We start from the raw sequence: 18019 nt of genomic DNA on the forward strand, positions 1-18019 counted from the left end.
CAGAATTTGCCTGGCGGCTGTAGCGCGGTGGTCCCACCTGACCCCATGCCGAACTCAGAAGTGAAACGCCGTAGCGCCGATGGTAGTGTGGGGTCTCCCCATGCGAGAGTAGGGAACTGCCAGGCATCAAATTTAGTGTGCTGATATGGCTCAGTTGGTAGAGCGCACCCTTGGTAAGGGTGAGGTCCCCAGTTCGACTCTGGGTATCAGCACCAGTTTTTCGGTTAAAGTTCGGCACTTAGAAAAGAATTTGTCTGGCGGCTGTAGCGCGGTGGTCCCACCTGACCCCATGCCGAACTCAGAAGTGAAACGCCGTAGCGCCGATGGTAGTGTGGGGTCTCCCCATGCGAGAGTAGGGAACTGCCAGACATCAAATAAGTGAAAAGGCCATCCTTACGGATGGCCTTTTTGCGTTTTTATACGGATAAAAATGCCGGACCTGTATCCGGCATATGGCTTTAATGAATAACCTGCGATAAAAACGCGCGAGTGCGTTCCGATTTGGGGTGAGCAAAAAACTCATCTGGTGGTGCCTGTTCCACAATCTCGCCAAGATCCATAAAGATCACCCGGTCAGCTACTGTGCGGGCAAAGCCCATTTCATGGGTTACACATAGCATGGTCATGCCCGATTGTGCCAGACCTATCATGGTATCCAGTACTTCTTTTACCATTTCAGGATCTAACGCTGATGTGGGTTCATCAAATAGCATAATTTTGGGTTTCATACACAGCGATCGAGCAATGGCTACACGCTGTTGCTGCCCACCAGAGATTTGCCCGGGATATTTATGCGCATGTTCGGCAATGCGGACCCGCTCAAGGTAGTGCATTGCCAGTACTTCAGCCTCTTTTTTCGGCATCTTTTGCACCCAGATAGGCGCCAGTGTGCAGTTTTGCAAGACAGTTAAATGAGGAAAGAGATTAAAGTGCTGAAAGACCATGCCGACTTCTTGTCGGACGCGCTCAATATTGCGGATGTCTTCATTGAGTTCAATCCCATCCACCACAATGCGTCCTTGCTGATGTTCTTCCAGATGGTTAATACAGCGGATAGTTGTCGATTTACCCGAACCGGAAGGTCCGCATAATACGATGCGCTCTCCCGGTTTTACCTTCAGGTTGATGTTTTTCAGGACATGAAACTGTCCGTACCATTTGTTGACGTTTTCCAGCGTAATCATCGAGTCGGTAGACGGCATTAATAATTGGCTCATAAATTCCTCAGTGCGGTGTACGCCCGGTGTTAAAACGTTTTTCCAGATGCTGGCTGTAACGCGACATGCTGAAACAGAAGATCCAGTAAATCAGTGCGGCAAAAACATACCCTTCCGTCGACATACCCAGCCACGCAGGGTCCACAGTTGCCTGCTGTACGCTACTGAAGAGATCAAACAGACCGATGATGATGACCAGGCTGGTATCCTTGAACAGGGCGATAATCGTGTTAACCAGTCCAGGGATAACCAGCTTGAGGGCTTGCGGAAGAATGACCAGCCCCTGAGTTTTCCAGTAACCTAGCGCCAGTGATTCCGCGGCTTCATACTGACCTTTTGGTAGGGCCTGTAACCCTCCACGAACCACTTCTGCGACATAGGCCGACTGGAAAAGAATAACGCCGACCAGCGCCCGGATAAGCTTGTCGATACTGGTTCCTTCGGACATAAACAGAGGAAGCATGACCGAGGACATAAACAGAACGGTAATCAACGGTACACCGCGCCAGAACTCAATGAAAATGACGGATAAAACCCGCACGACTGGCATATGGGAACGACGTCCCAACGCCAGTAAAATGCCCCATGGAAGCGCGCCTGCAATCCCCACGGATGCAATAATAAGCGTCAGTGTTAGTCCACCCCACTGCCGGGTTTCTACGCGTTCAAGCCCGAAAAAACCCCCGTACATCAGCCACCAGACAACAATCGGATAAATGATTGCCCAGATGGCGATATAACGGCCACGGTGGGGAATGGTTTTCCAGAACATCGGAACAATAGAAACCAGACCAATCATCAGGGCCAGATTTACGCGCCAACGCTGATCGTGTGGATAAAGCCCATACATGAATTGCCCGAAGCGTTCATGGATGAACACCCAGCAGGCTCCCGCTTTGGTACAGTCTGCCCGGGTAGAACCGACCCAGTTGGCCTGAAAGAATACCCAGTTCAACAGTGGCGGGAGAAATGACCAAATCAGCCATACGCATAGCAGGGTGAGCAGGCTATTTGACCAACTGGAGAACAGGTTTTTACGCACCCAGAGTAGGCTGCGGCTTGCCGGGTTACTGCGCTGGCGCGAGGGGGGAGACAGCAGTGCTTTTGTCATCATGGCTCCTTAGCGCTCAATCAGTGCAATACGGCGGTTATAAATATTCATCAGCAAAGAAATACTCAGACTGATGATCAGGTACACCGACATGGTGATGGCGATCGTTTCAATGGCTTGCCCTGTTTGATTGAGTACCGTACCGGCAAACAGTGAAACCATATCCGGGTAGCCAATGGCGGCCGCAAGAGAAGAGTTCTTGACGATATTCAGGTACTGGCTGGTCAGTGGGGGAATGATGACGCGTAGCGCCTGTGGGATGATTACCTGGCGTAGCGTCACCGGATTTGGCAGACCCAGCGAGCGTGCGGCTTCATGTTGGCCATAAGGAACGGCCTGAATGCCCGCCCGAATAATTTCTGCAATAAATGCCGAGGTATATACCGAAAGCGCCAGAGTCAGTGCTGCCAGTTCGGGAATAAGCACCATACCGCCACGGAAGTTAAAACCACGAAGCGCGGGAATATCCCAGTGAAGTGCAGCGCCAAACAGCCACTGTGAAATCACCGGTAAAAGTACGATCAACGCCAGAGCCGTGGGCCAGGTACGACGTAGCTGACCGGTTTTGGTCTGATGCATTCTGTTGAAGCGAAATAATCCGATGGTGACGACGATAGCGATAACGACAACGGTGCAAAAGGCAAAAAAACCTTCTCCCATTTGCGGGGCCGGAATATAGAGCCCCCGGTTACTCAGGAACATCAAATCCAGCGCGTTAACAGCCTGGCGTGGGCCGGGCAGGTTACGTAATACGGCGAAATACCAGAAAAAGATCTGCAGCAGCGGCGGTATATTGCGGAACGTTTCGATGTAGATCGTCGAGAGTTTTCTCAATAACCAGTTATCTGACAGGCGTGCCAGTCCGAGAAAGAAACCGAGAATTGATGCGAAAACAATACACAATGCAGAAACTAACAGCGTATTGAGCAGGCCGACTACAAAGACACGACCATACGTATCGCCTTGCTCGTAATCGATCAGATGCTGGACAATACCAAATCCGGCGCTGCGATCGAGAAAAGAAAACCCCGAGGTAATACCGCTATTGTTCAGGTTATTTATCGTGTTATGAATGAGATAGACCGCAATGCTGATAACCGCAATGACGGCGAGTATTTGAAATAACCAGGCGCGGACCGCAGGGTTAGAAAAGGATAATGATCCTTTTACGGTTGAGCGGCGATGGAACATAAGAAAACCTCAGTAACTATGACTCTGGGCTGAGCGCCGCAGTTGCGGCGCCCGTTACATCACTACGCATTAGCGCACCGGTGGCGCATATTGAATGCCACCGTTATTCCAGAGGTTGTTCTGTCCACGTTTGATCTTCAGCGGACTTTCCGATCCAACGTTACGTTCAAAGATCTCCGAATAGTTACCAACTTGCTTGATAATGTTGTAGGCCCATTTGTTATCAAGCTTCAGATCCTTGCCATAATCCCCTTCTTTACCCAACAGGTGTGCCATATCCGGTGTTGCTGGATTAGCCGCTTTTTCATCGACGTTTTTCGAGTTAACACCCATTTCTTCCGCATTCAGCATGGCGAACAGCGTCCAGCGAACAATGGAGAACCACTCATCGTCCCCACGACGTACGACAGGTCCCAGCGGTTCTTTCGAAATAACTTCTGGCAGGACGAGCCACTCCGCAGGATTGCTCAGCTTGATGCGTAGGGCATACAGCTGAGACTGGTCGGAAGCCAGAGTATCGCAACGTCCAGATTCCAGAGCTTTGGCTGATTCATCCGAGCGGTCAAAGGTGACGGGGGTATACTTCATCTTGTTAGCTTTAAAGTAGTCGGCTACGTTCAGCTCGGTATCGGTTCCCGCCTGAATACAGACTGTCGCGCCATCCAGTTCTTTAGCGCTCTTCAGACCTGCTTTATTGTGGGTAAGAAAGCCAATACCGTCGTAATACGTTACGCCAGTGAAGGACATACCCATACCGGCATCACGAGAAGAGGTCCACGTGGTATTACGAGAGAGCATGTCGACTTCACCAGACTGTAATGCGGTAAAGCGTTCCTTGGCGGTGAGCGGGGTATATTTTACTTTGCTATCATCGCCAAATACGGCGGAGGCAACGCCACGACATACATCAACATCAATACCCGAGAACTTGCCGCTTGCATCGGCGTAAGAAAAGCCAGGCAAGCCGTCGCTGATCCCACATTGCACAAACCCTTTTTTCTTTACGGCATCAAGTGTTGCGCCGGCATGTGCCTGATTTGCAACAGCAAGCAGCACACCGGCCGCAGCCAGGCTGGCGATTATCATCTTTTTCATAGAGCATCCTGTGTGGAGGAATTATTGTTATGGAAACGTTCTGAAAACGTCTTTTACCTGTCTGTGGCTTTGGCCATACTCTTTTAAGCAAAGGTAGTGCCAGTTTTTTTGCGCCTGATTATTCGACGCAATATGCAGAGTGTAGACAGGAAAAAATAAATGCAGCGCCCTGAAGTGGTGCAAAATTGAAACGTAAGCCACATTTCGGCGCAAAAAATTTAAAAATCATACAGGACGCGTGATAACGATTTCTGGCGTTAATATTAATGGTGTGAGAATAATGAATAGAAAATGTGGTGTTACGAAAAACAGAAAAAATGCTAATTTCAAATCGTGGATGTGTGAGGGAACTCTATAATAATTTTATTATATGCCAGGCGCTATTAAGCAACGTTTTGTCTTATATGTAGATTTTATGCTTATTGCTAAAAGCGCGGTAATAACCGCGCTTTTAAGATGATTTATTTGGTCAGGGCGACAATCCCAAGCGTCAGTCCGGCAACGGCTGCAGCACCACCGGCGATGGCTCCGGCTGTTTCCCAGTTATCTTGGGTGGTGCCTTTCATACAGGTATTGGTATGAACCAGGCGCCCCTGATCGTCGTATACAGGTACGCAAGGAGAATCGTGTGCACAGCCAGCCAGGAATGCGGTAAGCAATGCAACGGATATTAATCTTTTCATGGTGTTACCTCAAAATAAGCGTTTCGCTAATTAAGCAAAGACAAACGCTAAGCCATCTGCGAACTCGGTGGTTATTTTACCACTTCTTAAAAAAGGACTGACATGAGGAATAATCTCAATTCATGTGGATTGTAAAAATAATGGATAAAAAGAAAGGTTGCAGGCGAGTTTAGAGGGATAGTTTAAATGAAATAAATGGCTATCTTACTAATAAATAAAGAGGAGCATCGTAGGTGAAAAAGGCGTCCGTAGACGCCTTTATTTTACAAATTAATCGTTGTGCCGACTAAAACGCCGTCTTACGACAACAAAGAACACGGGGACGAAGAAGATAGCCAACAATGTTGCGGTCAGCATTCCTCCCATAACACCTGTACCGACCGCATTCTGCGCACCACTACCTGCTCCGTGACTGATAACCAGAGGCATAACCCCCAGAATAAAGGCCAGGGATGTCATCAGGATAGGACGAAGACGCATACGCGATGCCTCCAGCGTCGCTTCAATCAACCCCTTGCCTTCTTTATCCATCAGGTCTTTGGCAAACTCGACGATCAGGATGGCGTTCTTAGCCGAGAGGCCGATAGTGGTTAGTAAGCCAACCTGGAAATACACATCGTTATTCATCCCACGCAGTGATGCAGCTAACAATGCGCCCACAACACCGAGCGGTACAACCAGCATCACCGAGAAAGGAATAGACCAACTTTCATACAATGCGGCAAGGCAAAGGAAGACAACGATTAGCGAGATGGCATACAGCGCAGGCGCCTGGTTGCCCGACAGCCTTTCCTGATAGGACATCCCCGTCCAGTCATGACCAATGCCGTTTGGCAGTTTTTCCGCCAGGCTTTCCATCAGCGCCATTGCTTCACCGGTGCTTCGCCCTGGTGCCGCTTCGCCCAGTATTTCCATGGATGGCATACCGTTGTAACGTTCCAGACGCGGTGAACCATAAATCCAATGTGATGCACTGAACGCAGAGAACGGAACCATTTCGCCATTGGCGCTGCGGATATACAGATTATTGATGTCCGCTGGCAGCATGCGGTATTTTGCATCCCCCTGGACGTAAACTTTCTTCACGCGGCCACGGTCAATAAAGTCGTTAACGTAGTAACCGCCCAGCGATGCAGAGATAGTTTCGTTGATATCCGACAGCGATACCCCCAGTGCCTGTGCTTTCTCCTGATCAACATCCAGCTTAAACTGCGGAGTATCTTCCAGCCCGTTGGGACGAACGCGAACCAACAGATCGGGGTGTTTAGCCACCATCCCCAAAAGTTGGTTACGTGCTTGCGTCAACGCTGTATGTCCCAGACCGCCCTGATCGATCAACTCGAAATCGAAGCCGGTTGCGGTACCCAATTCAACAATAGCGGGCATATTGAAGGGAAAGACCAACCCATCGCGGATCTGGCTGAACGCGCGTGTGGCGCGTGCAATGACCGCTTCAACATTATTTTCCTCGCCGCTACGTTCATCCCAGGGCTTGAGGCTAACGAATGCCAGACCTGAGTTTTGCCCCTGACCGCTGAAGCTAAAACCGTTAACCGTGAAGACGCTTTCGACGTTAGCTTTCTCATTGGTCAGGTAGTACTGAGTAACCTGATCCAGTACTTTCTGGGTGCGTTCTTGCGTAGCGCCTGCCGGAAGTTGAATCATTGTCATAAATACACCCTGATCCTCCTCTGGCAGGAAGGAGGTCGGCAGGCGCATAAACAGAACTGCCATTCCGATGACGATTACCAGGTAGACGACCAGATAGCGCCCGGTTTTACGCACAATACCGCTGACGCTATTGGTGTAGTGATTGACGCTGTGATCGAATTTGGCATTAAACCAGCCAAAGAAACCGCTTTTTTTCTCGTGATGCTCAGCCGATACCGGCTTCAACAGCGTTGCACAAAGTGCGGGAGTCAGGATCAGCGCGACCAGTACAGAAAGCGCCATGGCGGAAACGATGGTGATGGAGAACTGCCGATAGATAGCCCCGGTTGAACCGCCAAAGAAGGCCATCGGGATAAATACCGCAGACAGCACCATGGCGATACCAACCAGTGCCCCCTGTATTTGCGACATGGATTTTTCCGTCGCCTCTTTGGGCGGCAGATTATCTTCCATCATCACGCGTTCTACGTTTTCCACCACCACTATCGCATCATCGACCAATAGGCCGATGGCGAGCACCATGCCGAACATCGTCAGGGTGTTTATCGAGTAGCCAAACGCGGCAAGTACGGCAAATGTGCCCAACAATACGACAGGTACAGCGATGGTTGGAATGAGCGTTGCCCGGATGTTTTGCAGGAACAAATACATGACCAGGAACACCAGTACGATCGCTTCAAACAGCGTTTTTACCACTTCATGAATGGAGATAGTCACGAACGGCGTCGTGTCGTACGGGTAGACCACCTTCATTCCCTGCGGGAAGAATGGTTGCAGTTCAACCAGCTTGGCTTTAATAGCGTTAGCGGTATCCAGCGCGTTTGCCCCGGTTGCCAGCTTGATCCCAAGGCCTGATGCAGGCTTACCGTTAATACGTGCCACGACGTTGTAGTTTTCCCCACCCAACTCGATGCGCGCGACGTCTTTCAGGTGAACAACCGAACCATCGCTGTTCACGCGTAAAGTCACTTTACCGAACTCTTCAGGGTCTTTCAGTCGCGTTTGCGCAATGATAGAAGCGTTCAGCTGCTGGTTAGGTAATGCAGGCGTCCCCCCTAACTGACCTGCGGCAATCTGATCGTTCTGTACCTTCAACTGATTGATCACATCAACCGGCGTGAGCTGATATTTGTTCAATAAGTTTGCATCCAGCCAGATGCGCATGGCGTACTGTGCACCAAACAGCTGCACGTCACCCACGCCATTCAGACGGCTGATTGAGTCTTTAACGTTCGAAGCGACGTAGTCGGAAATGTCATCCTGCGTGGTTTGTGGGTTGTCAGAAACAAAACCCGCGACCATCAAAAAGCTGCTACTCGATTTCTCGACGCTGATCCCTTGCTGCTGAACTTCTTGCGGCAGTAACGGAGTGGCGAGCTGCAGTTTATTTTGCACCTGCACTTGCGCGATATCGGGATCGGTACCGGACTGGAAAGTCAGTGTAATAGTCACACTCCCGGCCGAGTCGCTGGTGGAGGACATATACATCAGGTTATCGATACCATTCATATTCTGTTCGATAACCTGTGTGACTGTGTCCTGAACCGTCTGCGCATCTGCACCAGGGTAGGTGGCAGAAATGGCGACCGCAGGAGGCGCAATGGTCGGATACTGTGCCACGGGCAGTTGCATGATTGCCAGAGCCCCCGCCATCATCAGAATGATGGCCAGTACCCAGGCAAAGATAGGACGCCTGATAAAAAAGTTAGCCATGTCCGGTTACCTTATTGGGCTTTCGTGGCAGGGGTTTCGGTATCGGCGGTTGCTTTAACCTGAACGCCTGGACGTGCTTTCTGTAAGCCGCTCACGATAACTTTGTCACCCGGTTGCAGGCCTTCGCTGATGAGCCATTTGTCGCCAATGGCTTGTGCGGCAACGACTGCGCGAGACTCAACCTGACTCTTGTCATTGACGACCATTACGGTGGCATCGCCGCGAGGTGTACGCGTTACCCCCTGCTGCGGAACGAGAATGGCATTCGGCTGAACGCCTTCATCAATGCGTGCGCGCACAAACATGCCTGGCAACAGCGTGTGCTGTGGGTTAGGGAACACGGCTCTTAGGGTGATTGATCCGGTGCTTTCATCAACCGTCACATCGGAAAACTGCAAAGAGCCTTTTAGCGGGTATGACTGACCATTTTCCATCACCAGTTCGACAGTACTGCTGGCGCTGTCTTTATGCAGACTCCCTTGTTCAACGGACTGTTTGAGGCGCATAAAGTCGTTACTGGACTGTGTTACGTCGACGTAAATGGGATCGAGCTGTTGAACGGTAGCAAGCTCAGTGGCCTGGCCATTCGTGACTAATGCACCTTCGGTGACGTTAGATTTACCGATGCGTCCGCTAATCGGCGATGTCACTTTGGTGTAGGCCAGATTGATACGCGCGCTTTCGACCGCCGCTTTTGCCGCGATCACGGAGGCATCGGCCTGACGAGCATCAGCAATTGCCTGATCGTACTCTTGCTGGCTGATGTACTTGGTGCCAACCAACGGCACATAGCGTTTTACCGTTAAATGCGCGATTGTAGCCGCCGCTTCACTCTTCGCCAGTTCACCTTTGGCGCTGTCATAGTCAGCCTGATAAGTCGCGGGATCGATCTGATAAAGTGACTGTCCGGCTTCAATATCGCTTCCCTCAGTGAAATTCCGTTTAAGCACTATCCCGCTGACCTGGGGACGGACTTCTGCAATTCGGAATGCCGTTGTGCGCCCGGGTAATTCGGTCGTTACGGCTAAAGGAGCCTTTTCGACGACATGGACAGTCACCTGCGGTTCAGCGGGATGAGCTTGTGTTTCTCCCTGATCGTTACAACCGGCGAGTAATGCAGCGGAGACGATGATGAATGAGGGCAGGAGTGAAAACCTGGCATTTTTCGTCATTTCTATTCCTTAAAAAACCGAACGCTCGTTATTAACCGGGTAATGCAGGGGCGATAACGCGCACAAGAAAAAATAATAGTTGGCTATCCTACAAATTATTAGCTTGCGATGTAAGCAATACTTATTTATGGGCGCGGTGCACGGCACGTAAAAGCAAAAAAAGATTAATCGATAGCTGTTTCATTGTGGTGTTAATCGCAATACTATGATGCGCATAAACACAAATTGAAATAAGCATTTGGTTTGTGAATATATTGGTTGTTGGTATTTGTTTTGTTTATTCGTGTGCAAAGTCCGTAATAATATTTTTTAGAACTCGTTTAAATAAATGCTAAGTGATACATTTGTTCCGTATCGCAAATATTAGATAAGAAAGTTAATCATTCTCTACTCTACCTCAGACAGTCGGAACCATGGCCAGAAAAACGAAAGCTGATGCCCTCAAAACGCGGCAGCACCTGATAGAAACGGCAATTGTACAGTTCGCCGCACGCGGCGTAAGCAATACGACGCTAAACGACATTGCGGATGCCGCCAGCGTGACGCGTGGCGCGCTCTATTGGCATTTCGAAAATAAAACTCAATTGTTTAATGAGCTATGGTCACAACAACCACCTTTACGCGATCTTATTCAGGAAAAGCTAATTGGTCGTTGGGGTGATAACCCTTTACAGCGATTGCGAGAAAAGTTTGTGGTGGGGTTACAATATATTGCCGAGAACCCCCGTCAGCAGGCATTAATGCAGATTTTATATCATAAGTGTGAATTTCATAACGAGATGATATCTGAGCAGGCTATTCGCGATAAAATAGGTATCAGTCATCAAAGCATTCGTGATTCCCTACAAAAGTGTGTAGATGACAATCTGATTGCCACCACTCTTGATTTAGATGTCATCATCATTATTTTGCACGGTAGCTTTAGCGGAATTATAAAAAACTGGTTAATGAATCCAGTGAGTTATGATCTATATGGGCAAGCTCCAGTATTAGTTGATAATGTATTAAAAATGTTAAGCCCAGACGGTAGCGTCATGCAATTAATGCAGAGTGAGAACCAGGTCGGATAGTTTTTACAGCCAGAGGCTGAAGGCTGTTGAAGCGTTACCTAAAGTGCTATTCGAGGTCGACGCAGTTGACCAGCTTAAGGGGATTCACTGAGTTCATATTCCGGCACTTATCGTGCTCTGTTGTCATCAGCTCTATCCATTGGATGAGCAGCGCATCAAAAAGAAAAACGAATACCGCAAAAACAACCAGCCACCAATACTTGCGAATCATTCCTAAACCCTGTGTATTCATGCCCAAGCGTGCAGGGAATATACACGAAATTTTTTAGCTGAAAAGCAGACTTACAATGCCTTTACTTTGTTGAAAGATCGCCACTCTTTGCCGTCAATCGACTCTTTTTAGACAGGTTTTTTGTCTTACGTTTTTTCACCTTGGCAAGCTCAATTTCTGAAAAATGAGAACCGATACTCAGTCTTCTGAGCCCCATTTTTACGTATTCAGTATTGATCTCAATCCCGATGAACTTGCGACCCAATTCCACGGCGGTGGCACCGGTGGTGAAGCTGCCGGCAAACGGATCCAACACCCTGTCATCTGGGTTCGAGGATGCCAGAATTATACGCTCCAGGAGGGCTTTGGGTTTCTGGGTGGGGTGGTTTTCGTATTCGTCCATCAGATAGCGAACGCGTGGGAATTCCCAGACATTGCCCGGCACTTTTTTTTGATTGTATGGCTGCGGTGGGTTTTTTCTGTAGTCTATTAGCGCGCGTTTAGCGCCAGTTTTGGCTTCAACCAGAATATCGTCACGATTAAATGTGTAATTTTTCTGATCTTTTACCATCATCAGGATCGGTTCATACATCGAACCAAAGTAATTTTTGGCCTGTACCCCTGAGCTATCGTATGACCACACGATGCGGCTCTTGATAGTAAAAAGCGGGCGGCATTTGAGGTCGATGTACGGCATGTTCTCCGTACTGTTCATGATGTACATGGTTCCGTGCGGTTTGAGAATGCGATGGCACTCGTCGATGCACTCAAACAACCACGCGAGAAAGGTCTCTTCGTCCCAGGATTCCACCATCCCATCAAAGTCTTTCCCGATGTTATAAGGAGGGTCGGCAAAAATGAGTTCGACGCTTTCAGACGGCAGTTTTTTTAGTTCAGTTAGCGCATCACCCAGGATTATCTTTTTAGATTCATCGCCAAAATAGACAGGTTCACATCTCGCGTTCATCGCCAAAGCCTCCCGTGTGACGTCAATAAAAAAGGCGCTTCCCCATGCCGAGTAGCGCCTTTTAAAACAAACATTTCGCTGATTAGTATCAGTTCATGCCGTATTTTCAAAACCTACGTTTTTTGCAGTTTAGCATGGTTCGTTAATGTTCATTCAACGTATTGAATAAAAACAAGAAAGGTGATTTTCTGGTTTGTCTTTGTTCATTGCCGTTCATAGAGTAACATTCAGATGTGCAGTCAGTGGTGCAGTCAGTTTGGCGCACTAGATGATATGAACTGAGGTTTTTCTATGGCTGGTGGGACGAACAAACTAAGCGATACATCACTGCGTAAGATGGTGGGAAGGGAAAGCCCAAGCGACAGTTTTTACGCTGATGGTGACGGGTTAAGCATAAAGGTTTCTAAGATTGGTGTGCTTACCTGGTATTTCACGTTCAGGATTGGTGGGCGTGAATCCAATTCACAGCGCATTAAGCTGGGTAACTATCCTGACCTTTCCCTTAAAGCAGCCAGAGAAAAGCGGGAACAGTGCCGTTCATGGTTGGCTGAAGGTAAGAATCCGAAACACCAATTGAGCATTACCACGCAGGAAACGTTAAAACCAGTAACTGTAAAAGAAGCGCTGGACTACTGGATCAGGGAATATGCTACGCATAAGAGATCGAATGTAGATAAACACACTGAGCAACTGAATAAACACATCTACCCATACATTGGGGAGTACCCACTTGCTATGTGTGAAACTCGGCACTGGCTCGAATGTTTCGCCAGGGTAAGGAATGAAGCGCCTGTGGCGGCTGGCTATCTTCTGCAAATGTGTAAGCAAGCCCTCAAGTTCTGCAGGGTACATCGGTACGCTGTGAGTAACGTCCTGGATGATCTGACCATTGACGATGTTGGACGTAAACAGAATAAGCGAGACAGGGAGCATACCCGGCAAGAACTGGCTGATATATGGCGGGAGTGCTCAGGCCTTAAATTTAAGCCGTACTATGCTGCTCTGCTTCGCTTGCTGGTGGTGTTTGGTTGCCGCACACAGGAACTACGCCTCTCTCGGATTACTGAATGGGATTTAAAGGAATGGATCTGGACGGTACCTAAAGAGCACAGCAAAGGCGGGGAGAAGATTTTACGACCAATTCCCATAGCTATTCGACCGTTTATTGTGGCGTTACTTGAGCAGCACAGAGATAGTGGCTTGCTGCTGGGAGAGATGAAGAAGCCGGAGGCAGTCAGCCAGTGGGGGCGCGGTATCCATAGACGCCTTGGTCACGCTGAGCCATGGACGCTGCATGATATTCGCCGGACGTTCTCCACCACACTTAACAACATGGGGATCGCCCCTCACGTGGTAGAGCAGTTACTTGGACACACGCTGGGTGGAGTAATGGCTGTATATAACCGCAGCCAGTATTTACCTGAAAAGCTTGATGCACTGAATAAATGGATGGAACGATTAGAGATTATTTCATCTGATATTTCAAATGTCACTATTCTTGAGGTCACAAGATGACGAAGAAAATAAATAGCAAAAGAGAATTACCAAAGTCATTTAGTCTTGATAAATATAATGACCTTGAGACTATGTCAGATAAGGACCTGTTTCGTCAGCTTTATTGGCGATGTGATGACTTGGAAGTCAAAAATACTGATTGCCCTGACTATGGATTGCAATTTGGTGCTAAATATCCACTTAATAATAATTATGGCGACCCTTTCGGAGAGTTAAAGGAAGAGGAATGGTTTCTTGAAAAACAACGAGAGTATGAATATAAAACACAGCCTGATTTGCTGAAGCTAAGTTATGGTGATGGAATAAAACCATTAATGCGATTTGAACTCGCGTTTTTGAATAAGATTAACGCCGATAAAGGTTATTGGAAAGGAAAGCCAATTGTCGTTGATGATGATATGGTCGGCGATTTGTTTACAGCAGATAACGGCATGTTCTGGGCTGTCATGCGTGAGCCTGTAAACTTACTTTCAGATGTTGTGGAAAATGTGATGGTTACCGTCGACCTAAATAACCGAGACGATCTGCTTATAGAGGCATTCGCTAGCCTACTTCCAAAGTGGCGCGAAGAGCTCGGCATCCCTGAACCAGATAAGCCTGTTTCAGGTGACTGGGAGAGCGTTAGACGCAAGATTATCGACTACAGAATAATTCCGCTTATAGATTTGATGTCATGGGAAAGCGCTACAGACAGCAAAATATCTCTTGGTGTACTCGCCGTATCCCTGTTCCCTGATGGTGAGAAAGAGTCATTTGCCATAGCTCAGACGGTAAAACCTTTCTTGGATAAAATCATAAGAAGTGATTCTTTAGATAAAATCAGAAAAGAATTGTCTTGCTATAAATGATTGAGCACAAATCTTTAAGAGGAAAATAGATTTTTTTGCACCGTCGCACTGGTATTTTTCTTGAATAAGAATGCTCTCGAACCTTAGCGAACGAGAGCATTTTTTTATGAACATTATTAAACAACACCACCAGCCAGCAGAAAGAGTTATACGTGAGGCAGAATGCCGCCAGTTAACTGGAATATGCCGAACCACGCGATACATGATGGAAAAAGAGGGAAGATTTCCCGCCCGTCGAAAGTTGGGTGGTCGTGCCGTTGGGTGGTTACTCTCAGAAGTGACTGACTGGCAGCATAGCCGCTGCAAAGCCTCAGAAATTATGTGAGGTGGGTTATGGCAGATAAAACAAAGGCGGTCGCGCTCAACCGCCAGTGTGGATACGAATATCGCAAAACAATTCCATTTGATCTTACCAGGCCGGTTGCTGGTCGTCAAAGGTCGGGCAATGCAATTTTTAGTGCATCGGTAACCGCGCCAACGGCGCAGTTAAATCACAACATACTGATATCCAAGCAAAGCTCAAATTTGAGTCTGGTTAGCTCAAAGATAGTCGGTTGTATTCTCAGTGTTGGGTGTACTGCATTGCAGCATACCCAATACTTCCCCCAATGGGGGGAGTGTGAGCCGGTAGCGGGTACACTGATTTTGCGCACCTCATTTAGAGTTGCAGAAATGCAACTCGGTGCATCTCCCCAACTTTGGGGAAGCCAAGATTATAAGTATCAATCATTATCGACTTTTTTGGTCTTTTTGCGCTCTCGGCGTTTAATTTCGCCTTTTGCCGCTGTTACCAGAAATCCTGCGGTGCTTTCTCCATCTTCCCGTAGTCGCTCGATATCTTCCATAACTTCGTGGGGGATTCTTACGGTGGTCATTTGTGATTTAGCGTTCTTCGCACCTGTTGCCATTACTGAAACTCCTTGTGTTAGGTGTATTTCAGTATACGTAAAAAAAATAAGAAGAAAAGTCTTGAGGTGTATTTCACTTTGGGCTAGGTTTAAAAAAGAAGGTGACATACACCTTGAAAGCGCGAAGCCCGGAAGTGCTAGGAACACCCACCGGGCCTCTAACCAAAACAGTTATGTGAGGTAACAGTTATGGCTGATCAACAGCATACCCAAACTCGCCCGGAATTTACATGGTTATTCCTGGAAACTCCTGGCTACATGCCAGAATGCTCACCAGTAGTACTGCGCTTTGATGCTGACACTGAAGATAAAGCCCGCGCCGCTTTCCCCGGCTGGGATTTAGTTTTCGCTGCCAAAATCCGCGCTCATTCCCCTTGTCGTGTAGCGTTCTTCGATTACACCTCCCGTCGTGGGTGGGAGTTCGACAGCGCCGCGATTCAGGAGGTACGCCATGCGTGAGTTAACAAATAAAAGCGCTTCAATAGCTTGTGAACTGGCTGTTTTGTTGATGGTTGTTGAAGAGTGCGAGATTGATTCCGTTGGGCGTGAAAATCTTATCAGCCTGGCCAGACGAGTATCGGATCAACTGGCGGCAAGCATGGTAGAGCAGAATTCAACGGGGGCGCTCAATGGATAACCTATACACCTATAAGAGCGATCAAGATTTACTGACCACTGCTCAAGAGGTTGCGGCTCTTCTTTCGTGTGCAGCTTTTGTATCTATATCGAACGATGAAAAGAAGCGCATTCACCTGATGGCTTTAATGGGTATTGCATCGCGCTTAGCTGATGATCTGGCTGACGCGTTGGATAAGTCATCCGTCCTTACAGTTGAAGGGGAACGCAAATGATCAGTAACGTGAAATTCAACGAACTGGAAAAGCGCCTCGAACTGCTAGTTGAGAAGATTTTGTGCCTTGAGGCGCAGGTTAAGTCACTCACCGATAGTCAGGGTGGAGAAATCCCTCCGGGGATGACGCCGGTAGCAACACTGGCCGCTGAATATGGTATCTCAACCAAAAAGGCTGAGGAGTTGGCGAAAAACACAGGGGTGATGCTGGTTAAGCTGAAATCTGGCGGGTTCGTTGCACCTGATGAAAAGTTTAGAGAAGCGGCGCGGCTGGTGCTGCGCAGTGCTAAGCGCAAGTATGGCTCTGCGTACTGGTTCCATCCTCTGATCGGTAAATTCCAGATGAGCGGGGGCATTCCAAAATGACGGTACAACTGACAGCTGTAGAAACAGTATCTGATGCCCTGTTCACCTGTTCTTATCTATGGGCGCATGGCAAGCAGTACAGCCGCAGCGATTTGGATAAAGCCCTCCACCAGCATAAAGATCCAACTACCCGTTACGGAAAGCTTGTGGCTCGGCTTAACCAGATATCAGCGATGCCATATGAGGAGCTTTGTGATGCCGGGTATCTCGATACAGACCGCAAACAAATGGTTTTCGCGCGGCGTTCTGTGCTGGTGGAGGAGATAGGCGAAGAGGAGATGAATGCTTTGCTGTCTGACGTGCAGCGCATTCACCGCGTCTTCCCTGATGCTGATGCAAAGTTCAGGACAAAGTTACCGCTCACTCGTGGCTCAGAGGGCTTTGATGTTAGGCAGGACTATATCCTCAAACACTTCCTGCCAGCGCAGTCATTGTGCAGCATTTATGGCCCAAGCGGTTCGTATAAGAGTTTTCTCGCCGTATCGTGGGCCTGTCATATCGCTGCTGGTCTGTCATGGGCGGGGAAGAAGGTCACTTCCGGCGCGGTGCTGTATGTGGTTGGCGAGGGGGGCGTAGGCGTTCCCAGGCGAATAAAGGCTTGGGAGCAGGTGCACGGCATACAGGCAGACAACCTCTGGCTGGTTAATCGTCCGGTGTTCCCTGTGCGTGAGTCAGAGGTTACAGAAGTGCTTCTTGCTGCCAGGCAGATTGAAGCCGAATGTGGTGTGCCGGTTCGCATGGTGGTGATCGATACGCTGGCCCGTTGTTTTGGGGGTAATGACGAGAACGATGCTCGTGATATGGGGGCGTTTATTGAGGGCTGTGACGTTATCAAACAGAAAACGGGGGCAACGGTGCTGGTAGTACACCACTCCGGCAAGGATGAGGGGAAGGGAGCTCGTGGTTCCAGTGCTTTCCGCGCAGCGCTTGATACCGAGTTTAACGTTAAGCGTGAAGGGGAAGGAAAGGCGCTTATTCTGACCTGTACCAAGATGAAAGACGCGGAGGAGCCAGAACGTAAGGCGTATGACCTGAGAACGGCAGAGCTTTACACCGATGAAGATGGTGAGCTTGTGTGCTCTCTGGTTGTGCACGATCAACCGAGAGAGGCTAAAGAGGTTGAGCCTGAACTGGCCAATGTCTCCCGTCTTAGCGATAACCACCATGCACTATGGCAGGCAGTACGCAGCCGCACAGCTAAGGGGGAGCCATGCACTATCTCCGTCATTAAAGACGATCTACGTGCAACGCTGGGTGCAGACAAAGTAAGAAAGTCATTCCCGCGCTGGTTGGACAAGCTGGAGAGTGAGCAAATCATTCGCATCGAGGGTGAGAACCTTTACCCGGTAACAGTCTAGTAAATGCGGCGGTAAGTGCGGCATGTGCGGCATTTAGTATGTTTTATGACCAAATGCCGCACTTAGTCCCTGT

At 48.7% G+C, this 18019-nt stretch carries 19 protein-coding genes, 1 tRNA gene and 2 rRNA genes; 12 read left to right on the forward strand and 10 right to left on the reverse strand.

Annotated features, from left to right (window positions below):
- Positions 1 to 9 precede the first annotated feature (9 nt).
- The 3 genes from rrf (BZK41_RS11245) (at position 10) to rrf (BZK41_RS11255) (ending at position 369) form a co-directional block, all read left to right on the forward strand.
- Positions 10 to 125: ribosomal RNA gene (rrf, locus tag BZK41_RS11245) — 5S ribosomal RNA — on the forward strand.
- A gap of 14 nt (positions 126 to 139) precedes the next feature.
- A tRNA-Thr gene (locus BZK41_RS11250) sits at positions 140 to 215 on the forward strand.
- A 38-nt stretch (positions 216 to 253) separates the two neighbouring features.
- Positions 254 to 369, forward strand: a 5S ribosomal RNA gene (gene rrf / locus BZK41_RS11255).
- An 89-nt stretch (positions 370 to 458) separates the two neighbouring features.
- On the opposite strand, the gene BZK41_RS11260 is transcribed toward rrf (BZK41_RS11255), so the two are convergent.
- From BZK41_RS11260 to BZK41_RS11295, 7 genes are all read right to left on the reverse strand, one after another.
- The gene (locus BZK41_RS11260; protein WP_079938209.1) at positions 459 to 1217 is read right to left on the reverse strand and encodes an amino acid ABC transporter ATP-binding protein; all 759 of its coding nucleotides are present in this window, start codon (positions 1215 to 1217) and stop codon (positions 459 to 461) included.
- A gap of 7 nt (positions 1218 to 1224) precedes the next feature.
- A complete protein-coding gene (locus BZK41_RS11265) occupies positions 1225 to 2328 on the reverse strand; it encodes an amino acid ABC transporter permease (RefSeq protein WP_079938210.1) in 1104 nt (367 codons plus the stop codon).
- A gap of 9 nt (positions 2329 to 2337) precedes the next feature.
- Positions 2338 to 3519 (reverse strand): amino acid ABC transporter permease, encoded by a 1182-nt coding sequence (locus tag BZK41_RS11270; RefSeq protein WP_079938211.1) that lies wholly within the window; start codon positions 3517 to 3519, stop codon positions 2338 to 2340.
- A 69-nt stretch (positions 3520 to 3588) separates the two neighbouring features.
- Positions 3589 to 4614 carry an amino acid ABC transporter substrate-binding protein gene (locus BZK41_RS11275; RefSeq protein ID WP_079938212.1) on the reverse strand — a complete coding sequence of 342 codons (1026 nt, stop codon included), beginning with the start codon at positions 4612 to 4614 and terminating at the stop codon, positions 3589 to 3591.
- A gap of 461 nt (positions 4615 to 5075) precedes the next feature.
- A complete protein-coding gene (locus tag BZK41_RS11285; RefSeq protein WP_003025292.1) occupies positions 5076 to 5297 on the reverse strand; it encodes a lipoprotein in 222 nt (73 codons plus the stop codon).
- A 270-nt stretch (positions 5298 to 5567) separates the two neighbouring features.
- Positions 5568 to 8681 carry an efflux RND transporter permease subunit gene (locus BZK41_RS11290; protein WP_079938213.1) on the reverse strand — a complete coding sequence of 1038 codons (3114 nt, stop codon included), beginning with the start codon at positions 8679 to 8681 and terminating at the stop codon, positions 5568 to 5570.
- Between the two features lie 11 nt (positions 8682 to 8692).
- A complete protein-coding gene (locus BZK41_RS11295; protein WP_079938214.1) occupies positions 8693 to 9853 on the reverse strand; it encodes an efflux RND transporter periplasmic adaptor subunit in 1161 nt (386 codons plus the stop codon).
- A 413-nt stretch (positions 9854 to 10266) separates the two neighbouring features.
- Between BZK41_RS11295 and envR the strand changes: the two genes are divergently transcribed.
- A complete protein-coding gene (gene envR / locus BZK41_RS11300) occupies positions 10267 to 10923 on the forward strand; it encodes an acrEF/envCD operon transcriptional regulator (RefSeq protein ID WP_079938215.1) in 657 nt (218 codons plus the stop codon).
- Positions 10924 to 10969: 46 nt separating this feature from the next.
- Here envR and BZK41_RS11305 read toward each other — a convergent pair whose 3' ends face one another.
- Both BZK41_RS11305 and yhdJ read right to left on the reverse strand, forming a co-directional pair.
- Positions 10970 to 11134: a DUF2556 family protein gene (locus BZK41_RS11305; protein WP_003025279.1), complete on the reverse strand. Its 165-nt coding sequence runs from the start codon at positions 11132 to 11134 to the stop codon at positions 10970 to 10972.
- Between the two features lie 82 nt (positions 11135 to 11216).
- Entirely contained in the window at positions 11217 to 12101 is an 885-nt protein-coding gene (gene yhdJ / locus BZK41_RS11310; protein WP_079938216.1) for an adenine-specific DNA-methyltransferase, read from the reverse strand.
- Positions 12102 to 12392: 291 nt separating this feature from the next.
- Here yhdJ and BZK41_RS11315 point away from each other — a divergent pair, with 291 nt between their 5' ends.
- The 3 genes from BZK41_RS11315 (at position 12393) to BZK41_RS11325 (ending at position 14789) form a co-directional block, all read left to right on the forward strand.
- Positions 12393 to 13616, forward strand: a complete 1224-nt coding sequence (locus BZK41_RS11315; RefSeq protein WP_079938217.1) for a site-specific integrase — start codon at positions 12393 to 12395, stop codon at positions 13614 to 13616.
- A complete protein-coding gene (locus BZK41_RS11320; RefSeq protein WP_079938218.1) occupies positions 13613 to 14464 on the forward strand; it encodes a DUF6387 family protein in 852 nt (283 codons plus the stop codon). The genes BZK41_RS11315 and BZK41_RS11320 overlap by 4 nt, the downstream gene beginning before the upstream one ends.
- A 106-nt stretch (positions 14465 to 14570) precedes the next feature.
- Positions 14571 to 14789, forward strand: coding sequence for an AlpA family phage regulatory protein (locus tag BZK41_RS11325; RefSeq protein WP_079938311.1), 219 nt, complete (start codon positions 14571 to 14573; stop codon positions 14787 to 14789).
- A gap of 397 nt (positions 14790 to 15186) precedes the next feature.
- Here the strand turns inward: BZK41_RS11325 and BZK41_RS27260 are convergent, their stop codons facing one another.
- Positions 15187 to 15372: a YlcI/YnfO family protein gene (locus BZK41_RS27260; RefSeq protein WP_172313165.1), complete on the reverse strand. Its 186-nt coding sequence runs from the start codon at positions 15370 to 15372 to the stop codon at positions 15187 to 15189.
- A gap of 189 nt (positions 15373 to 15561) precedes the next feature.
- Between BZK41_RS27260 and BZK41_RS11335 the strand changes: the two genes are divergently transcribed.
- From BZK41_RS11335 to BZK41_RS11355, 5 genes are read left to right on the forward strand one after another with little or no spacing between them, the layout of a single operon-like run.
- Complete coding sequence (locus BZK41_RS11335) at positions 15562 to 15831, forward strand: host cell division inhibitor Icd-like protein (RefSeq protein ID WP_172313168.1); 270 nt, start codon at positions 15562 to 15564, stop codon at positions 15829 to 15831.
- A complete protein-coding gene (locus tag BZK41_RS11340) occupies positions 15824 to 16009 on the forward strand; it encodes a hypothetical protein (protein WP_079938219.1) in 186 nt (61 codons plus the stop codon). Before BZK41_RS11335 ends, BZK41_RS11340 begins: the two co-directional genes overlap by 8 nt.
- A complete protein-coding gene (locus BZK41_RS11345) occupies positions 16002 to 16223 on the forward strand; it encodes an aminotransferase (RefSeq protein ID WP_079938220.1) in 222 nt (73 codons plus the stop codon). Before BZK41_RS11340 ends, BZK41_RS11345 begins: the two co-directional genes overlap by 8 nt.
- The gene (locus BZK41_RS11350) at positions 16220 to 16588 is read left to right on the forward strand and encodes a hypothetical protein (RefSeq protein ID WP_079938221.1); all 369 of its coding nucleotides are present in this window, start codon (positions 16220 to 16222) and stop codon (positions 16586 to 16588) included. Before BZK41_RS11345 ends, BZK41_RS11350 begins: the two co-directional genes overlap by 4 nt.
- Positions 16585 to 17946, forward strand: a complete 1362-nt coding sequence (locus BZK41_RS11355; protein WP_079938222.1) for a helicase RepA family protein — start codon at positions 16585 to 16587, stop codon at positions 17944 to 17946. The genes BZK41_RS11350 and BZK41_RS11355 overlap by 4 nt, the downstream gene beginning before the upstream one ends.
- Positions 17947 to 18019: the final 73 nt, after the last annotated feature.

Origin of the sequence: Citrobacter sp. A316, from assembly GCF_002042945.1 — a bacterium.
Classification (GTDB): Bacteria; Pseudomonadota; Gammaproteobacteria; order Enterobacterales; family Enterobacteriaceae; genus Citrobacter; species Citrobacter portucalensis.